The organism is Ruegeria sp. AP11, from assembly GCF_056535865.1.
On record NZ_JBQFJB010000002.1, the window covers coordinates 396,652 to 420,622 of the forward strand.

23 protein-coding genes are annotated in these 23,971 nt (G+C 57.4%); 13 read left to right on the forward strand and 10 right to left on the reverse strand.

Going from position 1 to position 23,971, the window contains the following annotated elements; genetic code table 11:
• From ACR3E4_RS19755 to ugpB, 5 genes are all read right to left on the reverse strand, one after another.
• Nucleotides 1-951, reverse strand: coding sequence for a glycerophosphodiester phosphodiesterase family protein (locus ACR3E4_RS19755; RefSeq protein ID WP_480530912.1), 951 nt, complete (start codon nucleotides 949-951; stop codon nucleotides 1-3).
• Complete coding sequence (locus ACR3E4_RS19760; RefSeq protein WP_480530914.1) at nucleotides 951-2,006, reverse strand: sn-glycerol-3-phosphate import ATP-binding protein UgpC; 1,056 nt, start codon at nucleotides 2,004-2,006, stop codon at nucleotides 951-953. The genes ACR3E4_RS19755 and ACR3E4_RS19760 overlap by 1 nt, the downstream gene beginning before the upstream one ends.
• Nucleotides 2,007-2,017: 11 nt before the next feature.
• Nucleotides 2,018-2,869 (reverse strand): sn-glycerol-3-phosphate ABC transporter permease UgpE, encoded by an 852-nt coding sequence (ugpE, locus tag ACR3E4_RS19765; protein WP_480530916.1) that lies wholly within the window; start codon nucleotides 2,867-2,869, stop codon nucleotides 2,018-2,020.
• The gene (gene ugpA, locus ACR3E4_RS19770) at nucleotides 2,869-3,750 is read right to left on the reverse strand and encodes a sn-glycerol-3-phosphate ABC transporter permease UgpA (RefSeq protein ID WP_480530918.1); all 882 of its coding nucleotides are present in this window, start codon (nucleotides 3,748-3,750) and stop codon (nucleotides 2,869-2,871) included. Before ugpA ends, ugpE begins: the two co-directional genes overlap by 1 nt.
• A 72-nt stretch (nucleotides 3,751-3,822) precedes the next feature.
• The gene (gene ugpB / locus ACR3E4_RS19775; protein WP_480530920.1) at nucleotides 3,823-5,127 is read right to left on the reverse strand and encodes a sn-glycerol-3-phosphate ABC transporter substrate-binding protein UgpB; all 1,305 of its coding nucleotides are present in this window, start codon (nucleotides 5,125-5,127) and stop codon (nucleotides 3,823-3,825) included.
• A 139-nt stretch (nucleotides 5,128-5,266) separates the two neighbouring features.
• On the opposite strand from ugpB, the gene ACR3E4_RS19780 reads away from it, so the two are divergent.
• The 5 genes from ACR3E4_RS19780 (at nucleotide 5,267) to ACR3E4_RS19800 (ending at nucleotide 10,585) form a co-directional block, all read left to right on the forward strand.
• A complete protein-coding gene (locus ACR3E4_RS19780; RefSeq protein ID WP_480530922.1) occupies nucleotides 5,267-6,184 on the forward strand; it encodes a LysR family transcriptional regulator in 918 nt (305 codons plus the stop codon).
• A gap of 259 nt (nucleotides 6,185-6,443) precedes the next feature.
• Entirely contained in the window at nucleotides 6,444-7,382 is a 939-nt protein-coding gene (locus ACR3E4_RS19785; RefSeq protein ID WP_480530924.1) for a substrate-binding domain-containing protein, read from the forward strand.
• A 93-nt stretch (nucleotides 7,383-7,475) separates the two neighbouring features.
• Nucleotides 7,476-8,558, forward strand: coding sequence for an ABC transporter permease (locus ACR3E4_RS19790; RefSeq protein ID WP_480530926.1), 1,083 nt, complete (start codon nucleotides 7,476-7,478; stop codon nucleotides 8,556-8,558).
• 10 nt (nucleotides 8,559-8,568) lie between these two features.
• Nucleotides 8,569-9,342, forward strand: a complete 774-nt coding sequence (locus ACR3E4_RS19795) for an ATP-binding cassette domain-containing protein (protein ID WP_480530928.1) — start codon at nucleotides 8,569-8,571, stop codon at nucleotides 9,340-9,342.
• A 244-nt stretch (nucleotides 9,343-9,586) separates the two neighbouring features.
• The gene (locus ACR3E4_RS19800) at nucleotides 9,587-10,585 is read left to right on the forward strand and encodes a LacI family DNA-binding transcriptional regulator (RefSeq protein WP_480530930.1); all 999 of its coding nucleotides are present in this window, start codon (nucleotides 9,587-9,589) and stop codon (nucleotides 10,583-10,585) included.
• Between the two features lie 6 nt (nucleotides 10,586-10,591).
• On the opposite strand, the gene ACR3E4_RS19805 is transcribed toward ACR3E4_RS19800, so the two are convergent.
• The 3 genes from ACR3E4_RS19805 to ACR3E4_RS19815 are packed head-to-tail and all read right to left on the reverse strand — an operon-like array spanning nucleotide 10,592 to nucleotide 13,789.
• Nucleotides 10,592-11,725: a Gfo/Idh/MocA family protein gene (locus tag ACR3E4_RS19805; protein WP_480530932.1), complete on the reverse strand. Its 1,134-nt coding sequence runs from the start codon at nucleotides 11,723-11,725 to the stop codon at nucleotides 10,592-10,594.
• Nucleotides 11,726-11,785: 60 nt separating this feature from the next.
• The gene (locus tag ACR3E4_RS19810; RefSeq protein WP_480530934.1) at nucleotides 11,786-12,673 is read right to left on the reverse strand and encodes a TIM barrel protein; all 888 of its coding nucleotides are present in this window, start codon (nucleotides 12,671-12,673) and stop codon (nucleotides 11,786-11,788) included.
• Nucleotides 12,674-12,685: 12 nt separating this feature from the next.
• Nucleotides 12,686-13,789: a Gfo/Idh/MocA family protein gene (locus tag ACR3E4_RS19815; RefSeq protein ID WP_480530936.1), complete on the reverse strand. Its 1,104-nt coding sequence runs from the start codon at nucleotides 13,787-13,789 to the stop codon at nucleotides 12,686-12,688.
• A 121-nt stretch (nucleotides 13,790-13,910) separates the two neighbouring features.
• On the opposite strand from ACR3E4_RS19815, the gene iolD reads away from it, so the two are divergent.
• Genes iolD through iolG form a run of 5 tightly spaced genes read left to right on the forward strand, consistent with a single transcriptional unit; the run spans nucleotide 13,911 to nucleotide 19,442 of the window.
• Nucleotides 13,911-15,782 carry a 3D-(3,5/4)-trihydroxycyclohexane-1,2-dione acylhydrolase (decyclizing) gene (gene iolD, locus ACR3E4_RS19820; RefSeq protein ID WP_480530938.1) on the forward strand — a complete coding sequence of 624 codons (1,872 nt, stop codon included), beginning with the start codon at nucleotides 13,911-13,913 and terminating at the stop codon, nucleotides 15,780-15,782.
• Nucleotides 15,782-16,762 (forward strand): 5-dehydro-2-deoxygluconokinase, encoded by a 981-nt coding sequence (iolC, locus tag ACR3E4_RS19825; protein WP_480530940.1) that lies wholly within the window; start codon nucleotides 15,782-15,784, stop codon nucleotides 16,760-16,762. Before iolD ends, iolC begins: the two co-directional genes overlap by 1 nt.
• Nucleotides 16,763-16,773: 11 nt before the next feature.
• Nucleotides 16,774-17,616 (forward strand): 5-deoxy-glucuronate isomerase, encoded by an 843-nt coding sequence (locus ACR3E4_RS19830; protein WP_480530942.1) that lies wholly within the window; start codon nucleotides 16,774-16,776, stop codon nucleotides 17,614-17,616.
• A complete protein-coding gene (locus tag ACR3E4_RS19835; RefSeq protein WP_480530944.1) occupies nucleotides 17,613-18,440 on the forward strand; it encodes a class II fructose-bisphosphate aldolase in 828 nt (275 codons plus the stop codon). Before ACR3E4_RS19830 ends, ACR3E4_RS19835 begins: the two co-directional genes overlap by 4 nt.
• 3 nt (nucleotides 18,441-18,443) lie before the next feature.
• The gene (gene iolG / locus ACR3E4_RS19840) at nucleotides 18,444-19,442 is read left to right on the forward strand and encodes an inositol 2-dehydrogenase (RefSeq protein WP_480530946.1); all 999 of its coding nucleotides are present in this window, start codon (nucleotides 18,444-18,446) and stop codon (nucleotides 19,440-19,442) included.
• A gap of 24 nt (nucleotides 19,443-19,466) precedes the next feature.
• On the opposite strand, the gene ACR3E4_RS19845 is transcribed toward iolG, so the two are convergent.
• A complete protein-coding gene (locus ACR3E4_RS19845; RefSeq protein ID WP_480530948.1) occupies nucleotides 19,467-20,174 on the reverse strand; it encodes a GntR family transcriptional regulator in 708 nt (235 codons plus the stop codon).
• Between the two features lie 125 nt (nucleotides 20,175-20,299).
• Here ACR3E4_RS19845 and ACR3E4_RS19850 point away from each other — a divergent pair, with 125 nt between their 5' ends.
• The 3 genes from ACR3E4_RS19850 (at nucleotide 20,300) to ACR3E4_RS19860 (ending at nucleotide 22,921) form a co-directional block, all read left to right on the forward strand.
• A complete protein-coding gene (locus ACR3E4_RS19850; protein ID WP_480530950.1) occupies nucleotides 20,300-20,587 on the forward strand; it encodes a UxaA family hydrolase in 288 nt (95 codons plus the stop codon).
• 4 nt (nucleotides 20,588-20,591) lie between these two features.
• A complete protein-coding gene (locus ACR3E4_RS19855; RefSeq protein WP_480530952.1) occupies nucleotides 20,592-21,773 on the forward strand; it encodes a UxaA family hydrolase in 1,182 nt (393 codons plus the stop codon).
• Between the two features lie 140 nt (nucleotides 21,774-21,913).
• Complete coding sequence (locus ACR3E4_RS19860) at nucleotides 21,914-22,921, forward strand: Ldh family oxidoreductase (protein ID WP_480530954.1); 1,008 nt, start codon at nucleotides 21,914-21,916, stop codon at nucleotides 22,919-22,921.
• Between the two features lie 195 nt (nucleotides 22,922-23,116).
• Here ACR3E4_RS19860 and ACR3E4_RS19865 read toward each other — a convergent pair whose 3' ends face one another.
• Nucleotides 23,117-23,965: a 3-methyl-2-oxobutanoate hydroxymethyltransferase gene (locus ACR3E4_RS19865; protein WP_480530956.1), complete on the reverse strand. Its 849-nt coding sequence runs from the start codon at nucleotides 23,963-23,965 to the stop codon at nucleotides 23,117-23,119.
• Nucleotides 23,966-23,971 lie beyond the last annotated feature (6 nt).

Sequence of the window (23,971 nt, forward strand, 5' to 3'; positions counted from 1 at the left end):
TCAGCGATCAGCTTGAGGCAACCAGTGTGCGCCGCGTTTGAGCAATTGATGCTGAACTCTGCCGGGATAATCGGTACAGATCGCGTCCACACCAAGATCGATCATGCGTGCAATGTCCTCGGGCTCGTTCACCGTCCAGACCATGGTTGTCAGCCCCAGTTCGCGGGCCGTGGCAAGCGCTTCGGCGGTGATGTCCAGATAATAGGGGCACCAGATCTGACCCGCCGCCGCCTTGACCCTGTGAGGTAGGTCCTGCGTGGTGCAGCCATCAACCGGGTTCACGGCTTTCGATGAATCCTCGCCGATATCTTCTTCGTTTTCTGGCAGTTGTGTCAGGAATGAAGTCGGCATTTCCGGTGCAATCCGCTGGCAATCCCCAAGCAGGCCCCAATCAAAACTGTGCAATACGGTCCGCGATTGCATTCGGGCCTGACGGACATCGTTCACCACCGCTTGGACCAATGACCGACGGGCTGTCAGATCATCCACCAGAACGGGGTCTGATTTGATCTCAAGGAACAGATGAACAGTCTGATATTCAGGCTGTTGCAGCATCTTAAGAAGGTCGGACAGACGGGGAATTCGGATGCCGGTCAAAAAGGCCTGATCCGGGAAGCGTTGCCCGTAGGCGCTGTTGCTATCTAAACCGCCGACATCATAGCCCTGCAACTCGGCGTAGGTCAGGTCTGAAACCTTCGGCTCATCGCCTTGCAACCAACCGCCCTGGGCAGTTCGAACCATGGATCGGGTGAGGTGATGATTATGCGTGATCACGACCACACCATCGCGCGTGGCGGTCACGTCCAGTTCAAGCAGAGCAACGCCTGATCTGAGCGAGAAGGCAAACCCTTCCAGGGTGTTTTCCGGCAGCACACCGCGGGCACCGCGGTGGCCGACCAGCCGGATTACACCGGGTTCGCACGCAAAAGCATCAAGTTGAGGATAATGCATCAAATATCCACGCGCTTGCCCGTCTCCGGGTCGAAAAGGTGTATCAGGTCCGGTGAGATTGAGAACCGGCGCTGGGTACCGATGCCATCACGGGCATGGCCGGGCACACTGGCGACGATGTCATGATCGGTGCCTGCCAGCCGACCGTGCAGCAAGGTGTTGGCGCCGAGCTGTTCCATCATGTCGATCTCGATCTGCACCGGTCCGTTGTCGTCGGCCATCAGGTGTTCGGGTCGCAACCCCAGCGTGGCCGCGCCTTTATGGGCCGAACCTACGGGCAGGGATGCGCCATCGGGCAACGTTACCTGACCATCTTTCACTTCGGTGGGAATAAAGTTCATGGATGGGCTGCCAATGAACCCTGCCACGAACACCGATGCGGGGCGGTCATAGAGCTCGATTGGTGTGCCGAACTGTTCGACATAACCACCGTTCAGCACCATCAGCCGGTCACCCAATGTCATCGCCTCAACCTGATCGTGGGTGACGTAGATCGAGGTCACGCCAAGGCGCTGCTGCAGTTTGCGGATCTCCAGGCGCATCTGCACACGAAGCTTGGCGTCCAGATTCGACAGTGGCTCGTCGAACAGGAACACCTGCGGGTCGCGCACGATGGCGCGGCCCATGGCCACCCTCTGCCGTTGACCGCCGGACAATTGGCGTGGTTTGCGGTCAAGGTATTGCCGGATCTCAAGGATGTCGGCAGCCTCTTCGACGCGGCGATTGATCTCATCCTTGGACAGTTTCCGGATCTTCAGCCCGTAGGCCATGTTCTGGCGCACCGACATATGCGGATACAGGGCATAGTTCTGGAAAACCATGGCGATATCGCGCGCTGAAGGCTCCAGTTCGTTTACCCGTTGGCCGCCGATAGCGATCTCGCCCGAAGTGACGCTTTCCAGTCCTGCGATCATGCGCAGCAGCGTGGATTTACCGCATCCCGAAGGGCCCACGATGACGATGAACTCACCGTCGTTGATGTCGCCCGCAATGTGATGGAGCACCTCGGTCGGGCCGTAGGACTTGATGAGGTCTTTGAGTTGAATATCAGCCATTTTCGGGCGCCTTACTTATCGGTTTCCGTCAAGCCCTGTACAAAGAGCTTTTGCATTGCAATCACCACAAAGATCGGCGGGATCATCGCCAGAAGTGCTGTGGTCATGATGATGTTCCACTGTGGGCTTTGCTCGGCCGCCTCAAGCATCTGCTTGATCGACATCACGATGGTTGTCATCGACGTGTCCGTCGTGATCAGCAAAGGCCAAAGATACTGGTTCCAGCCAAAGATAAACAGGATCACGAAAAGCGCCGCGATATTGGTGCGCGACAGGGGCAGCAGGATGTCGAAGAAGAACCGAAGCGGGCCCGCGCCGTCAATGCGCGCGCTTTCCAACAACTCGTCCGGCACCGTCAGGAACACCTGCCGGAACATGAAGGTTGCGGTTGCAGACGCGATCAGCGGGATCGACAGGCCCCAATAGCTGTTGAGCATTCCCAGATTGGCGACCACTTCGAAGGTTGGCAAAATCCGAACCTCGACCGGTAGCATCAGGGTGATGAAAATCATCCAGAAAAAGCCCATTCTGAAAGGGAACTTGAAGTAGACGATGGCAAAGGCCGACAGCAGCGAGATCACGATTTTGCCGGTTGAAATCATCAGTGCCATGGCCAGTGAATTCAGCAGCATCAGCCAGACCGGTGCCTGTTCGATACCGCTCAGCCCCGAGCCGAACAGGGTCTGTTTGATGTTTATGAAGAACTGGTCGCCGGGCCACAGGGGCAGGGGGGCCTGGCTCATCCGAATTTCATCATGGGTTGCGGCAACGAAGGTGATCCACACGGGTAGGGCGATGGCAAATACGCCAAGGATCAGCACCACATGGGTCAGGAAGGCGGTGAAGGGGCGGTTTTCAACCATCAGTAAGCCACCTTTCTTTCAACAAAACGGAATTGCACGATGGTCATTGCGATGACCAGCGCCATCAACACGACCGACTGCGCGGCTGATCCGCCGAGGTCGAGGCCTACAAAACCATCATTGAACACCTTGTAGACAAGGATTGTCGTCGACGTACCCGGCCCGCCTTGTGTCACCGCATGGATGATGCCGAAGGTTTCAAAGAAGGCGTAGACCATGTTGATCACCAACAAGAAGAACGTGGTCGGAGAGATTAGCGGAAAGATGATCGTCCAGAACCGGCGTGTTGGACCGGCACCATCAATGGCTGCGGCCTCGATGACCGAGTTCGGGATGGACTGCATCGCGGCGAGGTAGAACAGGAAGTTGTAGGCAACCTGTTTCCATGCCGCCGCCAGGATCACCAGGGCCATGGCCTGATTGCCATTCAGATAGTGGTTCCAGGTGATACCGAAGAAGTCGAGGAAAAAGGGAAAGATGCCGAGGGTCGGGTTGAACATGAAGACCCAAAGCGCACCAGCCAGAACAGGTGCAACCGCATAGGGCCAGATCAACAGGGTCCGATAGAACATGGCGCCACGTATGACGCGCTGCGCAAAGCCCGCAAGCACCAGCGCAAATCCCATCGACAGCGCCGCCACCAGCAGCGAGAACACCGCCGTGCGTTTGAAACTGGCCAGATAGAGCGGATCTTTGAACAGCAGTTCAAAATTCTCGAACCAGACGAATTCAGTGCCAAAGCCAAAGGCGTCTTCGATCAGAAATGACTGATACATCGCCTGACTGGCGGGCCAGATGAAAAACACCACCGTAATGATGATCTGCGGTGCCACCAGAAGATAGGGCAAAGCAGAGGTTGGGAAATGCACCCGTTTGAGCATGAGGGACCCCGGTCAGCAAAAAGGCCCTGCCGCCCAGGCTCGGGGCGGCAGGACCGGGTCGTACAGGATGGGTTAGTTGGTCGCTGTGCGCTCGAACTTGCGCAGCAGGTCGTTGCCGCGTTCGACAGCAGCGTCCAGCGCTTGTTGCGCGTCTTTTTCACCGGCCCACAGAGCTTCCATCTCTTCATTGATCACGTCGCGGATCTGAACGAAGTTGCCATAGCGCAGGCCGCGGCTGTTGGCGGTCGGCGTGTTCAGGCTCAGCTGTTTGATCGCGGTGTCAGTTCCCGGGTTGCTGTCATAGAAGCCTTGTTCCTTCGACAGCTCATAGGCAGCGGTGGTGATCGGAACATAACCGGTTTCCTGGTGCCACCACGCCTGAACTTCCGGCGAAGACAGGTAGTTCAGGAACTGAGCGGTGCCCTTGTATTCCTCGTCATCATGACCGGCCAGAACCCACAGGGTCGCGCCACCGATGATCGAGTTCTGCGGAGCATCCGCGACTTTGGTGTCCAGCGGCAACATGGCCTGACCGAATTCGAACTCGGCCTGCGAAGAGATCGAGCCATAGTAGGCGGACGAGTTTATCCACATGCCGCATTCGCCATTGGTGAACATCGGCAGGCTGTCACCACGGCGACCGCCATAGACAAACAGGTTGCCGTCGCTCATCGACGCCACGTCATCCAAACGCTCGGCGACGCTTGCGTTGTTGAAGGTCAGCTCGGTGTCGAACCCGGCAAAGCCGTTCTCCTTGGTGCCGGTCGGCAGGTCGTGCCAGGCCGAGAAGTTCTCGATCATCACCCAGGATTGCCAGCCAAAGGACACGCCGCATTTCATGCCGTTATCGACCAGCTTCTGTGCGGTTTCCTTGACCTCGTCCCAGGTGGTGGGAACATCGGCACCAGCTGCATCCAGCGCGTCTTTGTTATACCACAGAACCGGGGTCGAGCTGTTGAACGGCATCGACAGCAATTCCCCTTCGGGTGTCTCGTAGTAGGACACAACCGCGGGCAAGAACGCGTCACCATCAAATGGCTCGCCTGCATCTGTCATCAGTTGTTCGACCGGATAGATCGCGCCTCTTGCAGCCATCATGGTGGCTGTGCCGACTTCGAAAACCTGCACCAGCTGCGGGTGTTCTTTGGCACGGAAGGCCGCAATCGCCGCTGTCATGGTTTCGGTGTAGTTGCCTTTGTAGACGGGCACGACCGTATAGTCGCTCTGCGTGGCGTTGAAATCGGCCGCGATCTTGTTGACGCGTTCACCATTCGTGCCGCCCATTGCGTGCCACCACTGAATTTCGGTTTGCGCAAAAGCGGTGCTTGCAACTACGGCCAACGCCGCAGAGGCGCAGAGCAAGGATTTAATGGACATCTTAACTTCTCCCAGAGTTGAGCATGGGAGAAGGATGTGCCTGAGCGTCAAAATAATGCAAGCGAAAGTTTTTTGACAATATTCATAACATATTGTTATATTGCTTGGCGATCAACACACTCCTGTCAAGGCTAAGTCATTGAAATTTAAACTCCGTCAGCTTGAAGCGTTTCAAGCTGTTGCCCGCACCGGATCCATCACACGTGCCGCTAAATCCCTTGGCATTTCCCAACCCGCGACCAGCCGCCTGCTGTCGGATTTCTCGAAATCGGTCGAGGTCAATCTGTTCACGCGCCACGACGGGCAACTGATTCCCACCAGCGAGGCCCGGTATCTGCTATCAGAGGTCGGTCGTGTGTTTGACAGTCTGAGCCATCTGGAAGAGCTGAATCGCGATCTGACCGAGCGCAGGGCAGGGCATCTGCGTATTGCGTGTCTGCCGGGATTTGCCACATCGCTCCTGCCGAACCTTCTGGCCCAGTTTCTGGAACATCGTCCTAATGTGCGTGTGACACTTGAGCCGGACCGCCCGGAACATATTCTGGAATGGATCATCGGTGAGCAATATGATTGTGGTATCTCCGATGAGTTCGCGACCCATCCAGCCGTCGAAAGCACCGAGATTCCTATCCGTACCGTCTGTGTCCTGCCCAAGAATGACCGGCTGGCAAAAAGAGCGTTCGTGACCCCCGAGGATCTGAGAGAGCACAAACTTGTCCATACGCGACGCGACAGTCCATTCTTTCGCAGGCTCCAGAAGGTATTTCTGGAATGCGGCGTGGAAATGAACAGTTGGATTGAGGTCCGACAGTTCGCCACGGCATGTCTGATTGTCAGTCAGGGGCAGGGCGCATCCATTGTCAGCGTCCTGGACGCCGAACAATTCCAATCGCCTGAAATGGTCACTGTTCCGTTCGAACCGGAGATACATCATCGCTTATCCATTCTGCGTCCGGTGGCGGGCAGCAGGTCTCTGTTGGCGCTGGATTTTCTCGATGCCTTTGTCGAAAGTCTGAAACCTTTTCAGGCGGACCCGCACAAGAAGCCGGGGTTTTAGGTCAGCCGGGATTAACACATCCGCAAGGCGGTCCAAGCTGCGTAAGGCAAGATTAAACGAAAGTCTCAGATGTAAATTTAATATTGCAACCGGTTGCAAAATGTACAAGACTGGCGCCCGTCAAGGCATGGCTTGGATTTTGAGGAATCTCCTCGATCAGACCTTATCGGTTGTTCGATGCTGCTGGGGTCGGGTTTTCGGTGTGCTCTTGGCTGAACGAGAGACAAAAGTGCTCGTGCACAAAAACCGGGAGAGAACCATGAAGAAGATCCTTTTGGCTGCTGGCCTTTCCACGCTGATGATGGGCACCTCTGCGATGGCGCAGAACATTGGTGCATCCATTGCGCGTTTTGACGATAACGGCCTGACCATCATGCGGAATGGCATGACCGCGCATATCGAAACGCTGGATGGCGTGAACCTTCAGATGGAGGATGCGCAGGACGACGTTGCCCGTCAGCTGGACCAGATCAACAACTTCATTGCATCCGGCGTTGATGCGATCATCGTGAATGCCGTCGACACCAACGCAACCGAAGCGATGTCGAACGCGGCGGCCGCCGCTGGTGTGCCTCTGGTCTATGTAAACCGCCAGCCGGTCAACATGGATACATTACCCGAAGGTCAGGCCTTTGTCGCGTCGAACGAGATCGAATCCGGTACGCTTGAAGCCTTCCAAATCTGCCGCAACCTGCGGGCGGCAGGCAAGTCAGGCGGTGCGCGTGGCTATCTGATGAACGGTCAGCTGTCGAACCAGGCTGCGGTTCAGCGGTCCAAGGACGTGCATGACGTGATCGGCATGGACATGTGCAATTTCATGGAGCTGATTGACGAGCAAACCGCAAACTGGTCGCGCGACGAAGCGCAGGATCTGATGACCAACTGGATGTCTTCTGGTGAGCCTTTCGACTTTGTCATCGCAAATAATGATGAAATGGCAATCGGCGCGATCCAGGCGATGAAGGCGGGTGGCATCGATATGGCAGACATGCAAGTCGGCGGCGTTGACGCGACGCCGGACGCATTGGTTGCCATGGCCGGGGGTGATCTGGACGTCACAGTGTTCCAGGATCTGGCAGGTCAGGGCGCCGGGTCGATCGACACCGCGCTGTCACTGGCTGCGGGTGAAGATGTCAACAAGACGGTCTTTATCCCATTCATCCTGGTGACTCCCGAAAACGCCGCTGAGTTCCAGTAACAGGACTTGCGCAACAAATTTGGGCAGCGCTGCGGTGCTGCCCTGTCTCCCGATCAGAGCGAGACAAGAGTACCCGTAAGGAGGGACTGACCGATGGCCGATACGTCGCACGGAATTGGCGGGCTTACATATGACAAGAAGAAGAGATCACTGCCGGGCGAGTTGAACATCTTCTTCGCGATGATCATCATCGTGATCATTTTCGAAATATTAGGTCAGGTACTGCCCTATATGAACGGGCAAAGCTTCCTGTTCGATACACAGGATCGCTTTGACACCATTTTCAACGAGGCGCGACTGCGCATCATCATCCTTCAGGTTTCCATTATCGGGATCATCGCGCTTGGGGTGACGCAGGTCATCATTTCAGGCGGGATCGACCTGTCCTCGGGGCCTTTGGTTGGTGCGACGGCGATGATCGTTATGTCATTTGCCCAGACCGAGCTGGTCAACGGCAGCCCCAACCCCAAAGCGGTTTTTGGGCCTTGGGCTTTTGATTTGCCAGTGATCATTCCCGTACTGGTCGGGCTGACCTTTGGTGCAATTATCGGGTCCATCAACGGAGCACTTATTGCCTACACGCGGATCCCGCCGTTTATCGCGACACTGGGTATGTTCCTGATCTGCCGCGGCATCGCACAGGCCTGGACGCGCGGTCAGCCTGTATCCTTCCCGACCGAGGGCTTTGCCGCACTCGGCAAGGGCATGATGCCGGTCTTCTGGTTCGTCGGCTTGGCGATTCTGATGCATATCATCATGCGATACACGCTGCACGGTAAGCATACCTACGCGATCGGCTCGAACGAAGATGCGGCGCGGATGTCGGGGATCAACGTGAAACGGCACAAGGTGCGCGTCTATATGATCGCATCGATGCTGGCGGCCTTTGCTGCAATCGTCCTGAGCTCGAAGAACCTGACGGCGCAATCGGGCATGGGAATATTCTACGAACTCTATGCCATCGCAATGGCCGTGATTGGTGGCGTCAGCCTGACCGGCGGACGCGGGTCGATCCCGGGGACGGTTCTGGGGGCCATGGTGTTTGGGGTCATCCAGTCCGGATTTACCTACGTGAAACTCGACGCTTTCTATCAGTTGATGGCCATGGGCGGCATTATCATCGCAGCCGTGGTTCTGGATAAAATGCGCCAGGAACGAGCGGCGGCGCGGAGCTAAGGAGGCTGACATGAGTGATATCATTCTTGAAACCAAGGGCCTCACAAAGCACTACGGTGGTGTGCACGCCCTAAACGACGCGGATTTTGTCCTCCATAAGGGTGAACATGTTGCCATCATGGGCGACAACGGGGCCGGTAAGTCGACCTTCGTGCGCCAGATCACCGGGGTGGAACAGCGCACCAGTGGAACCGTTATCTTCGACGGTGAGGAAGTGCATTTCGCAGGCCCGCTGGACGCCCGTGAAGCCGGGATCGAGACGGTGTTCCAAACCCTGGCTCTGGCCGATGCGTTGGACGTTCCCGACAATTTGTTTTTGGGGCGTGAGAAGACCAAGTGGGATTGGCTGGGTCCGTTCCGGTTTCTGGACTACAAGGCGATGCGTGCTGACACGCTGGCGGCGCTTGAGAAAACGGGGGTTAAAATCCCCAATATCCGAAACACGATCCAGAACATGTCGGGTGGTCAGCGCCAATGTGTCGCCATCGCGCGCACTGCATCTTTCCATTCGAAACTGACCATCATGGACGAACCGACGGCAGCCTTGGGCGTGCAAGAGACCGCTCAGGTCGAAAACATCATCCGGACGCTGAAGGAACAGGGCGAACCGCTGATCCTGATCAGTCACAACATGCGTCAGGTGATGGATCTGGTGGATCGGATCATTGTCTTCCGCAGGGGCCGCATCGTCGCGAACCTCAAGAAAGAAGAGACTGACGGTCAGGACATCGTTGCCTATATCACGGGCGCCAAGACGGGGGCCGAGTACGAAGGTGCCGCCTAAGAAGGAAGCAAGGTTACTCGATTTCGATATACCTTTCTTTCTGCCTGTCTGGCGGCGGATTCTGGTTGTGGTCGTACCAATTCTCTGGGCGATATTCGAGTTTTCAACTGGCGCGCTCGCTTGGGGCTTGATCTTCTTGGGGCTCGGTGGCATCGCCGGTTGGAAGCTGTATATAGCGGATTGGGATGCAGTTCGGGCCGCAGCGGAGGCTGAGGACAACACATAAACTGAAAGGGCGTCATTCGTGCCGGTGACATTGAAAGAGGTGGCAGAACGTGCGGGGGTGTCCCGATCTGCCGTCTCGCGCACCTACACCGAAGGCGCTTCTGTCAGCCCCAAGACCCGTGCAAAGGTCGAAAAGGCCGCTGCTGATCTTGGATACAGCCCGAATGCTCTGGCGTCATCCCTGACAACCGGGCGCACCAAACTGATCGGGCTTGTCTCCAACAACTTTCACAACCCGATCTTTCTGAACGTCTTCGATCAGTTCACCCGGGGACTTCAGCAGCGTGGGTTGCGCCCTCTGCTGGTCAATTTAACGGACGAGACAGAGCCGACCGCATCCTTGCGAATGTTGCAGGCCTATTCCGTCGATGGGGTCATTGTGGCGTCGTCAACGCTGCCTGCGACATTTGCCGAGGCGTTCAGGGACGTCGGCATTCCGGTGGTGCATTCCTTTGGCCGACACTCCCCCAGCCCCAAGGTAAATGTTCTGGGGATCGACAATATCGAGGCTGGACGATTGGCCGCCGAGACTCTGGTTGCACGAGGATACAAGCGCGTGGCCTTTCTGGGTGGCCCCGAAAGCGCGACATCGACGCAAGACCGTCTGAAGGGATTTGCCGAGGTTTTGGAAGCCGACCCGTCTGTCCAATGGTCGGTCAGCTTTGCCAGCAACTATTCCTTCGACGCCGGTCGGGAAGAAATGTTGAACCTGCTCAAATCAAAACCCGCCGAGGCGTATTTCTGTGGTGATGACGTGCTGTCGATCGGTGCCCTTTCCGCCATTCAGACGGCGGGCCTGACGGTTCCCGAAGATATCGGGATCATCGGCTTGAACGACATGGAAATGGCGGGGTGGCAGAACATTAACCTCACCACTATTCGCAATCCCATCGCGCAGATCATCAACTCTTCCATTGAGTTGATCGAAGCAACGCTGAAAGATGAAAGCCGCCTGCCAGAGGCGCGGCTTTTTGCCTGTACCATTGTGGAAAGGGGCACTCTGCGCCCCCTGCCATAGATAGCTTTAGCGGAACATTGGTGGGCGGGCGTCCACCCAGGCACCATTCGCCTTTGCCGATGCCACCGCCTGATGCACCGCCGCAATCGAGCGCAGGCCATCCTGCGCCGAGGGGAAGGTGCCATGAGGCTCACCTCGGATTGCTGCCGCGAGATCGAGGTAGATGTTCGCCACGGCCATCGGGAACCCTTCGGGGTGCGCAATGGCGACGCGGCTCAGGCGACTGGCCTCATCCGACAAGCCGCCTTCACCTTTCTCGATGATCTGGGTGCGCCCCCCCACAGGTGAGTACATCACCTGATTTGGTTGCTCGGAGAACCACTTCATGCCGCCGGTTTCGCCAAACACCTGAATCTCGAACCCGTGCTGGCGACCAATGGCGACGGAAGAGGTCCAGAGCCGCCCGACCGTACCGTTTTCCATCCGAAAATTAACCATCGCATCGTCTTCCAACTCGCGACTGCCGATGGTTGACGCGAAATCTGCGGATAGCGTGCGCACTTCGTCACCCGCGATAAAACCGGCCATGTGCATCGCGTGAATGCCGCAATCCGCGAACTGTCCCGAAACCCCTGCCATGGCGGGGTCATAGCGCCAGCGCACGCGCGGATTATCCGCATCCGCCGCATCGCCATGGTGGCCATGGCTGAAGTTGGTGACGATCAGGCGCACTTTGCCGATTTCCCCATCCGCGACCATCTTGCGCATCTCACGCACCATAGGATAGGCCGAATAGCAATAATTCACCGCGCAAATCTGGCCTGTCTTCTGGGCAACTCTCACGATCTCTTCGGCTTCTTCGACGGTCATGGTCATCGGCTTTTCGCAAAGCACGTTGAAACCCGCCTCAAGGAAAGCTTTGGTGATCTCGAAGTGGGTTGAGTTCGGGGTCGCTACCGTCACCAGATCGACGCGATCCGCGCGCCTTGTTTCTCCGTGCAGCATCTCTTGCCAGTTGCCATAGGCACGGTCCGCAGCCACGCCCAGACGCTGGGCGTAATCCTTGCCGCGCTCGGCGTCATGATCCAGTGCGCCCGCTGCCAGAACAAAGTTTCCATCCGCCTGCGCGCCCATCCGGTGTGCGGGCCCGATCTGGCTGCCTTCACCACCACCGATCATGCCCCATTGCAGTTTTCTCATGAGGAGTTCTCTCTCAGTTCGGACCCGGCACACTACCGGGCATTCATAAGATTTCCGGCCTTAAAAGCCGATGGATTCCAAATATTTGCGGTTGCTTACCGCGTCTTCCAGCGGTATACCCGGCAATGACGGATCACAGTCCTGTTCGACAGTGCACCAGCCCTCAAAACCTGCGTCCAGAAGAACCTGCCGCACGGCCGGAAAGTCTACATCGCCCTGACCGAGATTGCAGAATATCCCCTGACCGCAGGCCTTGTAGAAATCGGTGCGGTTGGCGACGACATCGGTTTTGACGCCGGGGTCGATATCCTTGAAATGCATATAGCTGATGCGGTCGATATACTTTTTCATGAAAGCGACCGGATCAAAGCCCGCATAGGAGTGGTGGCCGGTGTCAAAGCAGATCTTCAGGATGCTTTCATCGACCTCGTTCAGCAAGCGCTCCAGCTCGGGTTCAAAATCCATGAAACCAGCGGCATGGGCATGGATGCCGACGGTCAGCCCGTAGTCCTCGGCACCCATTTTCGCGATGGTTTCGATCCTGTCGCGGAAAGCGGTCCATTCGGCCTTGTCCATCTGCTCGGCCTCATCTGCGCGCCCGGCAGTGGGTGCGCGTCGGGGTGAGATGCTGTCGATCAAGACCAAATGCTGTGCGCCGTGGGCCATCAGTGCTTTGCAGGTCCGAACCGAAGCGTCCATGACCTCGTCCCATTTCGTTGGGTCATGGAAAGCGCGAAAGACGACGCCGCCGATGATGGACAGGTCATTCTTGTCCAACTCGTCGCGCAGAATCTCAGGGTCTTCGGGCATATATCCGATGGGGCCAAGCTCGATCCCCTTGTACCCCGCCTGGGCGCATTGGCTCAGCACTGATTGCCATGCCGGGTAGGCCGGGTCGGATGCGAATTCGATGCCCCACGAGCAGGGCGCGTTGCCGATCTTGATCATGTCATTTTCTTTCTAGTAATCGGACACGTCGACCCAAGCATTTTTGCGACTTGAATCAAGCGCGGCCGTGACGACGCGATTTACTTCCAGGCCTTCCGCGAAAGTTGGCCAGATGTTCTTGCCTGTGGCGATGGCGGTGAGAAAATCCTTGGCCTCGATAATGATCTGGTCCTGATAACCGGTGCCATGTCCCGGTCCTTGGCAGAACGGCAGATAATCCGGATGGGATGGACCTGTCAGAATCTTGCGAAAGCCGCGCTCGGCCTCGGGGCCTTCCATCGTATAGAGGTGCAGGGCGTTCTGATCTTCCTGGTCAAAGCGGATCTGGCCTTTGGTGCCGTGGATTTCATAGGCGTACCCCATCTTGCGACCGGTCGCGGCTCGGCTGAAAAAAAGATGGCCTTGGGCGCCGTTCTCGAACCGGCACATGAACTGTGCCTGGTCGTCATTGGTCACGGCAACACCACCGCGTGAGGCATGGACGGTTTCAACCTGCGCACAAAGTGATGTGATGGGTCCGATCAACGCCCGTGCACCGTTGATCATATGCGGCGACAGATCACCCATGCAGCCATTGGCGATCCCCTGGGTCCGCCAATTGCCCGGCAGCTCCGCATCGGCCAGAAAATCCTCGGTATGTTCGCCGCGGAAATAGGTGACCTCCCCGATCCGGCCGTCGGTAATCAGCTGGCGGGCAAATTGGGATGCTGGCGTGCGGATATAGTTGAAACCGACCATATTGATCTGCCCGCTGGCTAAGGCCGCATCGTTCATCGCAATTGAGTCTGTCAGGCTCTCACCTAACGGCTTTTCGCAAAACACCGGCTTGCCTTTTGCAAATGAGGCAAGCGCAATCTCTCGGTGTGTGTTTTGCGGAGAAGCGATGATAACGGCTTCGACCTTCGGATCATCGACCAGATCGCGCCAATCGTCTGTGCCGCGTGCAAAGCCATAAGCCTTCCGGTAGCGTTCGGCTGAGGCGACGGATGTTGCACAAACAACTTCAAGTCTGGGGCGCAATTCGGTTTCAAAAAGTGTGGCGACCGAGCTATAGGCCGCTGCGTGCGCCTTGCCCATATAGCCGCCACCGATGATGCCAATTCCGATATCTGACATCTGAGCGCCCTCCCTAAAAACCGCTTGCAACCGGTTGCAAATCGGATATCCTTAATCTACCACAAAGGTCAATATCCAATCGTGACCGGCGGACATTTCGCACAAGTGTAAAGGGGATTTCATGGGGCAGGCAGCGCAAACCGTGACGCTGACGACAGCGCAGGCAATTGTCCGGTATCTGGCTAATCAGTGGATCGAAATTGACGGCGTGGAAACACGTATCTGCGGTGGCGGTTTCGGCATTTTCGGACATGGCAACGTGACCTGCCTGGGCGAAGCACTCTATGACCATCAGCAAGAGCTGCCGCTGTATCGCGGCCAGAACGAACAGGGCATGGGTTTTGCCGCCGCAGCTTATGCCAAGGCCTATCTGCGCCGCCGTTTCATGTTCTGTACCGCATCTGCGGGTCCGGGCACTGCGAATCTTCTGACCTCGGCGGCACTTGCACATGCCAACCGCCTGCCGCTGCTTTTGCTGTGTGGCGATGCGTTTCTGACCCGCCTTCCGGACCCGGTGCTGCAGCAGCTTGAACATTTCTGGAACCCAAGTCTCGGCACCAATGATGCGTTCAAGGCGGTCAGCCGATTCTGGGATCGTATTACCCATCCGGCACAGGTGATACAGTCCCTGCCTGCGGCTTTGGCAACGATGCTTGATCCTGCCGATTGTGGCCCGGCCTTTATCGGCCTGCCACAGGATGTTCAGGGGTGGACCTATGACTATCCGGTCAGCTTCTTTGAAAAGCGCGTGCATCGGATTCGTCGTCAGGCGCCGGATGCGCTTGAGATCGCGGATGCGGCGGCGCTGTTGAAATCGGCCAAGCGTCCGATGATCATCGCGGGCGGCGGCGTGCAGTATTCCGGCGCGGTTGCTGAACTGACCGAATTCGCAGAGGCAACAGGTATCCCGGTTGTCGAAACTATCGCGGGCCGCGCCAATCTTGTGCATGATCACGGGCTGAACATTGGTCCAATCGGAGTGACGGGTTCGGATTCTGCCAACACCATCGCGGAAGAGGCAGATGTCATCCTTGCGGTTGGTACGCGCCTTCAGGATTTCACCACCGGGTCCTGGACTGCCTTCGCGCATGATGCAAAATTCATCGGCCTCAATGTCGGTCGGCATGATGCGGCAAAGCACATGTCGACCACGGTCGTGGGTGACGCAAAGCTGGCGCTTCCCGCGCTCGCCGATGCGGTTGCCGATTACGCGGCTCCAGCGAACTGGACTAAGAAAGCCAAAGAGGAACGGGCGAAATGGGATGACTATGTCGCCAATAACACGCGGGTCGGGAACGGACCGGCCTCTTATGCGCAAGCGATTGGAGAGGTAAACCGCCTGTGCGACAAGCGCGACCGTGTGGTGGCGGCGGCAGGCGGTTTGCCCGCCGAGGTCACAGCGAACTGGAAGACGCTCGATATCGGAACCGTCGATGTCGAGTTCGGGTTTTCCTGCATGGGGTATGAGATCGCAGGCGGATGGGGGGCGCGGATCGCGCAATCGCAGTTGGAGCCTGATCAGGACACGATCGTATTCACAGGCGACGGGTCCTATCTGCTGATGAATTCGGATATCTACTCGTCCGTTCTGACGGACAAGAAGCTGATCATCCTGGTTCTGGACAATGGCGGTTTTGCGGTCATCAACAAGCTGCAGAACAATACGGGCAACGAAAGTTTCAACAACCTGATCTCGGACACGCCAACGGCAACAACGCAGGTGGGCGTCGATTTTGAGGCTCATGCACGTGCAATGGGGGCCCAGGCTGAAACTGTCAGCTCACCGTCCGAGTTGGAGGAGGCGTTCAAGCGCGCCAAGGCGTCCGACCGCACTTATGTGATCAGCATGAAAGTTGACCCCTATGACGGCTGGACCACCGAAGGCCACGCCTGGTGGGAAGTTGGCACGCCGCATGTCACGACTTCTGACAAGGTGCGCGCCGCCCATGTCGACTGGGAAGCCTCGCGCTCCAAGCAAAGAAGGGGTGTTTGATGGCTGCGCTGCTGGACGGCATTAAAAAGAACACCTTCGTCGTCGTTGGCCGCGCGGGTATCGATTTTTACACCGATCCCGGCGTTGCCGTCGAAGATGCCGAGACGATCAGTGTGGGGCTTGGCGGATCCGCGGCCAATATCGCGGCAGGCATTTGCAAGCTGGGCGGTCAGGCCTCGCTGGTGACGCGTGTTTCGGATGATAGTGTCGGCAGCTATTGCCTTGGTCAGCTCAAGCGCTACGGCGTCGGCGCCGAGTATGTCAAACCGGTGGGTGGTGAATATCGCAACTCTCTGGCCTTTTACGAAAGCCGGGTCGAGGGGCATCGCAATGTGATCTATCGCAATGGCGCGGCGGATTTTCAGATGGATGCCGAGGATGTGGCCGCCGTCGATTATGCCAGATTTGGGGCATTGATCACGGCAGGGACCGTTTTTGCGGCCGAGCCCTCCAGAAGCGCAACATTTGACGCCATTGACCGGGCAAAGGCCGCGGGGCTGCCGATCATTTTCGATGTGGACTATCGCCCGTATTCCTGGCCATCGCCACAGGTTGCCGAGGATGTTCTGAGCCGCGCCGCCGCTGCCTCGGACATGATTGTCGGCAATGACGAAGAGTTTGGCTTTATGGCTGGCGGGATCGAAAAAGGGCTGGCAAAGGCCAGATCTCTGGCCGAAAGCACCGCAGCCGTCGTTGTTTACAAGATGGGTGAGAAAGGCGCGGTCACCTTTGCCGAGGGGGAAGAGATCCACACCGGGATATGGCCAGTTGAAGCCCTCAAGCCCACCGGTGCCGGGGATAGTTTCATGGCTGGTCTGGTGACCGGACTGGCCGAAGGTCAGGAGCTGCGTACGGCGATTCTGCGCGGCTCTGCCTGCGCCTCGATAACCGTGTCCCGCCCCGGCTGTGCGCCAGCGATGGCTGACACATCGACACTTACGACATTCATGGCCGGTCATCCCGGCCCGACCGACGCCTGAGAGGATCAGAGATGCACATTCCCCCTTATGACAACCAGAACAAACCCATCGTCGATGTGGATGATCCCTGCGTACCGCTGAACTATTTCAACATCGTCAAGCTGAAGAAGGGTGAGGCCTTCGAATACGCTGTCCCCGGTTACGAAACCTGCATTGTGCCCGCCACAGGCACCATCGATGTCAATGTCGAGGGTTTCAAATCCGAAGGTTTGGGCGAGCGTGTCGAAGATGTCTGGGACGGCGAGCCTGAAGGCGTCTATGTGCCGACAGCCGCAAAGGCCGAAATGGTCTGCATGTCGGACGAGGCCGAAGTCTTTGTCTGTGGCGCGCGCTATGACAAGGTTCTGGAGGCGTTTGACGTGCGCAAGGATGAGCTGGATCTGGTACAATACGGCTCGGACGACACGAAAACTCATCGAAAAATCAAGCATATCCTGGGCACCAAGTACCACGGTAAGGTCGGGCGTTTGCTGGTGTCCGAGCTGTTTACGGTGGGCGAGGGCGGCTGGTCCGGCTTCCCGTCGCACAAGCACGATACCGACCGTCTGCCGGATGAAACCCGCCATGACGAGACCTATAACTTCCGCTTCAAGCCGAGCCACGGCTCGGGCGTGCAGATGCTGCAGCGCGAAGATGGTAAGTCAGGTGATGCTTATCACATCGTGGATGGGTCAACGATCTGCCTCGACAAAGGCTATCACCCTTGCGCGGTGCTGCCGGGTTATCAGATGTATTACTTCACCATCCTCGGCGGTCTGTCCCAGCGCAGCCTGATCCAGTATTTCCAACCATCGCACGCCTATCAGGTCGAGACCATTCCGGGCATCAAGGACATGATCGCGAAGTTCAAATGACCCTTGTGACGCTGAAAGATGTCCTGCAGCCTGCATTGCAGCAGGGTTATGCAGTCGGTGGCCTTGTGTGTCTCGGGTGGGAGGATATGCGCGCCTATGTGGCCGCTGCCGAGGCCGAGGAATGCCCCGTGATCCTGCAAGCAGGTCCAAGCTGCCGGGAACACACGCCCCTGCCTGTTCTGGGCAAGATGTTCCGGCATTTGGCCGAGACTGCCAGCGTGCCGGTCGTGGCCCATCTTGATCACGGCTATACCTATGATGAATGCTCCGAGGCGCTGGATTCCGGTTTTACTTCGCTGATGTTTGATGGCTCGCGCAAACCGCTGGCCGAGAATATCGCCGAGACCCGCAGGATTGCCGAACTGGCGCATCAGGCCGGGATTTCGTGTGAGGGTGAGATTGGGTTTGTTGGCTATTCCGGCGGAGAGGCCTCGGCCGGAACGGACCCAAAGGAAGCCGCGATATTCGCGACTGAAACAGGCGTCGACGCGATGGCTATTTCGGTTGGCAATGTTCACCTGCAACAGGACAAAGAAGGCGGGCTGGACGAGCCCCGGATCGCTGCGATTCAGGCCGAGACGACGGTGCCGTTGGTCATTCATGGCGGATCAGGTGTGCCGGTTTCGCAGCGTAAAGCGCTGGCGAAGAACACAAATATCTGCAAGTTTAATATCGGGACCGAGCTGCGAATGGCCTTTGGTCAGGCGCTGCGCGCTGCGGTGAACGCTGATCCGGACAGGTTTGATCGCGTGACGATCCTGAAAGAAACACATGATCCGGTCGTCGCGGCGGCCCGGACTGTACTGCAAACATTCAAAGGGTAACAGATGATCAATATCGGCATTCTGGGCTGTGGTCGTATCGGTCAGGTGCATGGGCGCACGCTGCGCGCGATGACGAACGCGCGCGCCGCGGCGGTGGCGGACGCGGTCCCCGAAGCGGCGCAGGCGCTTGCGGACTCTACCGGGGCCAAGGTGATGGACGCTGATGCGTTGATCAACGATTCCGGCATTGATGCGGTGATTATCGGCACGCCCACGACAACGCATTTTGACCTGATCCATGCGGCTGCAGCGGCTGGAAAGGCCATATTCTGCGAGAAGCCCATTGATCTGTCCGTAGATCGGATCCGCGACTGCTTGTCCGCTGTCGAGGCCGCAGGTGTGCCGTTCATGACGGCATTCAATCGGCGATTTGATCCGAACTTCGCGGATCTGCAGCGGCAGGTCGCGGACCAGGTGATCGGAGATGTCGAGATCGTTACGATCCTGTCGCGCGACCCGGCACCGCCGCCAATCGGATATGTGAAGACATCCGGCGGGATTTTTCGCGACATGATGATCCACGATCTGGATATGGCGCGGTTTCTGCTGGGTGAAGAGCCGGTCGAACTGACAGCATCCGGGTCCTGTCTCGTGGACCCCGAGATCGGCTCTGTCGGTGATTTCGATACGGCGGTTGCGACATTGAAAACGGCCAGTGGGCGGCTGTGTCAGATCTCAAATTCGCGCCGCGCGACTTATGGGTATGACCAGCGGATCGAAGTACATGGCAGCCAGGGCATGCTGCGCGCGGACAATATCCTGAGAACCTCGGTAGAGCTGGCGAATGCTTCAGGCATGGCTAAGACAACAGTTCAGCCGTTCTTTTTGGAACGCTATGCCGATGCCTATCGGGCCGAAATGCAGCATTTCGTGGAGGCGCTTGAGACGGGCGCGACTGTCTCGCCGTCGGGGGAAGACGGTCTGCGGGCGCAGATGCTGGCCGATGCGGCAACGCGCAGCGCCAATGAGGGTGTCATCGTGACCATCCCGGACAAGGCGTAGGTGCAATCGTGCAGGGCGTGATGGTCAAAGCGCATCAAGACTGACGGAATAGGTCACGTCATCGGTGACATAAAGGCTCGACCGCAACTCGACGACACGCCCCAGCAGGTCCTTGCCCTCGCGTTTGCCCTTCAGAACAGGCTTGCCAACCGGCAGGCCTGACGTTTTGGCAGTTTCGTCATCCACCACGCCCGCGCTCAGGTCGTCTTTGGCCGAAATCACGATGCAGGAATAGGCCTGTTGGAACAGCACGTACAGCATGTTCGGCAAGGGCGCGCGGTCCAGCAGACCGGGGAACAGATCAGTCGATACCACAACCGTTTCCACACAAAGCGGCGCATCGTTGAAATTGCGTACACGATCAATCTGAAACACGTCTTTGGGCGCTCCGAACAAGGTTTGGCGTTCTTTCGTAGTGGCAGGACGGCGTTGCACCTTTTCTGAACCAAGCGTCGGCGCCACTTGTTCGCCCCGGGCGTCGCGGATGCGAAAGAAATGGAACAGAGAGTTCTCGGGCGTGCGCAGCGTTACGAAAGTTCCGCGTCCCTGACGGCGCTCGACGATTCCCTTCGCTTCCAGCTCAGTCAGTGCTTTGCGGGCTGTGCCTTGGCTCACGCTCAGTTCTGCGGCGATGTCGAACTCGCTGGGCAGCATCGTTCCGGGCGGATAGCGGCCATCCGCAATCCTCGCAATTATCTCATTGTAAACAGATTGATAGAGCGGTGTTGCCATGCGGGTGCCTCCATCTGGCGTACTATCACAAGCACGCGTATCCGCTCAATAAGCTATATTGACTCTTATATAAGAGTAAATATATATAGCCGACAGAAACTGACTCTTGCAAAGGAAAAATGGACATGGCGATACCGCAGTTGCTTGTCCACGACCACGAGGACAACGTTGGCGTGGTGGTGGTGGAAGGCTTGACCGCAGGAACGGAAATGCTCTGCGTGGTGACGCATGACAATTCCGACTTCAAACTCACCGCCAACAGCGACATTCCGATCGGCCACAAGGTGGCGCTCAAGCCGCTGAACGAAGGCGATACCGTGATCAAATACGGTGAAGACATCGGGCGTATGGTTGGTTCGGCAGGGGTCGGCGACCACGTGCATACTCACAACTGCAAAACCAAACGGTGGTAAGACGATGGCTCTTGATTTCTCGAACATTACAGTGAACGCATGGCGCCGCGAAAACGGGCGCGTTGGCGTTCGGAACCACGTTCTGATCCTGCCCGTCGACGATATCTCGAATGCGGCCTGCGAAGCGGTTGCGAATAATGTCAAAGGTACGATGGCCGTCCCGCACGCTTATGGACGCCTGCAGTTCGGTGAAGACCTCGACCTGCACTTCCGTACCATCATCGGTATTGGCGCAAATCCGAACGTTGCCGCCGTTGTGGTCATCGGGATCGAGCCCGAATGGACCAAGGTGATCGTCGATGGCATCGCAAAATCCGGCAAGCCGGTCGAAGGATTCTCGATCGAGCAGAAAGGGGATTTCGAAACCATCCGTCAGGCCAGTTGGAAGGCCAAGGAATACGTCCATTGGGCGACTGAACTGCAAAAAGAGCCTTGCCCGATCCACGAGCTTTGGGTCTCGACCAAATGCGGTGAAAGTGACACCACCACCGGCCTGTCCTCGTGCCCGACGGTTGGCAATATGTATGACAAGCTGCTGCCGCTTGGCATGACAGGGTTCTTCGGTGAAACCTCGGAAATCACCGGTGCCGAGCATATCTGCGAAAAGCGCGCTGCGACCCCTGAAGCGGCGGCCAAGTTCAAGCAGATCTGGCAGGCCTATACCGACGACGTGATTTTTGCCCACCAGACTGACGACCTGTCGGACAGCCAACCGACCAAAGGCAACATTCTGGGTGGTCTGACGACCATCGAAGAAAAGGCTCTGGGCAATCTGGAAAAGATCGGTCGGACTTCGCAATACATCGATGCGATCGGCCCGGCAGAAGCGCCTGAAAAAGGTCCGGGCCTGTACTTCATGGATAGCTCATCGGCGGCGGCGGAATGTGTGACCCTGATGGCTGCAGGTGGTGCCGTGATCCATACTTTCCCGACCGGTCAGGGTAACGTTGTGGGCAACCCGATTGTTCCGGTAATCAAAATCTCGGGCAATCCACGCACGCTACGCACCATGGCGGAACATATCGATGTCGATGTGACGGGTGTTCTGACACGCGAAATGACCATCGATCAGGCAGGCGATGCGTTGATCGAGATGATCCGCCGCACCGCCAATGGCCGCCACACCGCAGCCGAGGCTCTTGGTCACCGCGAGTTCTCGATGACGAAGCTGTACCGCTCGGCTTAGGGCAAGGGGAGTGTCATTTCCGGGGAGGTGGATGCGAAATCCGGAATGGAAATCGACGCTGACTTCGACATATCTTACGCCCAGTCCGGTGGATGCCGGGCTGGGCTTTTTGCTGACGTAAATCGAGATCTAATCGGAGTTTGACGCTGGAACACAGACTGACAATCGAAGAAGCCGAGGCGCTTGTTGCAAAGGCTCTAATGGCGAATTTTGTCTCAGAGCGGAACGCACGATCTGTGGCCAAGGCCTTGGTGGCCGCCGAAGTGGATGGGCAATTGGGTCACGGGTTTTCCCGCGTTGCGGCCTATGCAGCTCAGGCACGGTCCGGCAAGGTGGTCGGGGCGGCGTGCCCTGTCATCGAAGCGGGCGGCACGGCCTTTGTGCGCATCGATGCGCGGTCGGGCTTTGCGTTTCCGGCGATTGACCTTGCTATCGAGGAACTGACCAAACTGAGCAAGACCACGGGAATTTCAGCGGCGGCCATTACGAATTCTCATCATTGCGGGCAGTTGGGGGCACATGTCGAAAGGCTGGCGGATCAGGGCCTTGTCGCGCTGATGGTGGCAAACACTCCTAAAGCGATGGCACCTTGGGGCGGCACCAAGGCGCTGTTCGGCACCAACCCGATCGCCTTTGCCGCACCCCGAGAGGGCGCGGACCCGATTGTCATCGACCTGTCGCTGTCGAAGATCGCGCGTGGGAAAGTCATGGCGGCCAAGAAAAAGGGTGAGCCGATTCCCGAGGGCTGGGCGCTTGATGCGGACGGGAACCCGACGACCGACCCGGATGCAGCGCTTGCCGGAATGATGTTGCCCATGGGTGACGCGAAAGGCTCGGCGCTTGCCCTGATTGTCGAGATTCTGGCCGCGACATTGACCGGCGCTAATTACAGCTATCAGGCGTCGTCATTCTTCCAGGCCGAAGGCAAGCCGCCAGGTGTCGGCCAGTTCATGATTGCAATCGATCCGCGTTGTTCGGTGGGGTCTCAGTTTGGTGCACAGTTGGAGGAGCTTGCAACCCAGATCGAAGCTCAGGAAGGTGCAAGACTTCCAGGCACCCGTCGCTTGCAAGCACGACGTGTAGCGCAAGACCAAGGTGTGCTGATCCCAGATCATTTGATGAACGAAATCAATCTGGCCGGAAGCTGAGAAATCATGCGTCCACCTCCGCCATCTTTGTTTTTTGGTGACTTGCAGGTGGGTTATAATACGAGGCTAAAAAAGCCTGATGTTTCCGGTGATCAGGCAGGCCCGACGTCGGTTTATTCAACGGCTTATACCGGGTCTGCCTCTTTTAGGTGATTTGGCAAAAAAATCAGAGAACGGCGGTTGTAGCCGCCGGTTCTACTCATGTGTCGGCCGCCATTTGTCCAATTCTTCAAGGAACTTACTGTGTTCTCCCTCCAGCATACCGATATTGGTTGCGGGATAGGGAAAGTGCCCTGCAGTGACTTCGTTATGAAACTCGGATAGCGCCGCAACACGTTCCTGATGGATTTGTTTGTGCAACCGTCCGACTTTGCCAAAGGCGTGCGCATGTTTAGGGGGCGTGTCCTCTTCGCTGGCCTCGCCGCAGATATCTGCAACAAATGAAAACACCGCATCGCCCGCGTTGCCCGAGCCAAGCGAGAACGTCACAACCGTCGTTTTGGTGTTCACTGCGGCCAGAACCTCTTCGGCGATGCACTCGGCCTCGACGGCGAATACGCCAACATCCTCCATTCGTTTCAACGTCTGGAAGATTTTCATCGCCTCTTCGGCATTGCGGCCCCAGCCACGCAACCCGCCACAGTGATGACTGAATGTCGGGATCAGGCCGATATGGCTCTGCACCGGGATGCCATCGCGGGCCATGCGCTCCATCACGTCGAAAGACCGCAGGGTATAATACATATCCGCGCCATTGCGCATGGTCTCATAAGCATGCGCAATGATCTCATCATCCGAGCCAAACTGCGCCCAGGACGAGCCTGCGCCGGTGAAATGAATTGGCGCAATTCGGCGCACATCCTCCATCTGATCCGCGCCGACGACGAACAGGTCAATGCCCGCGTCAACACAGGCCTGCAATTCGTCGTTGTTGGCTGGATTGGCCATGGACAATGTGCGCCCCGACCCTTTCAGCGCCTTTAGATCGGCAACGGTAAAGTTGCGTTTGGCCGGATTGCGGCTGAAATCGTAGATGCGTTTCATGTGGTG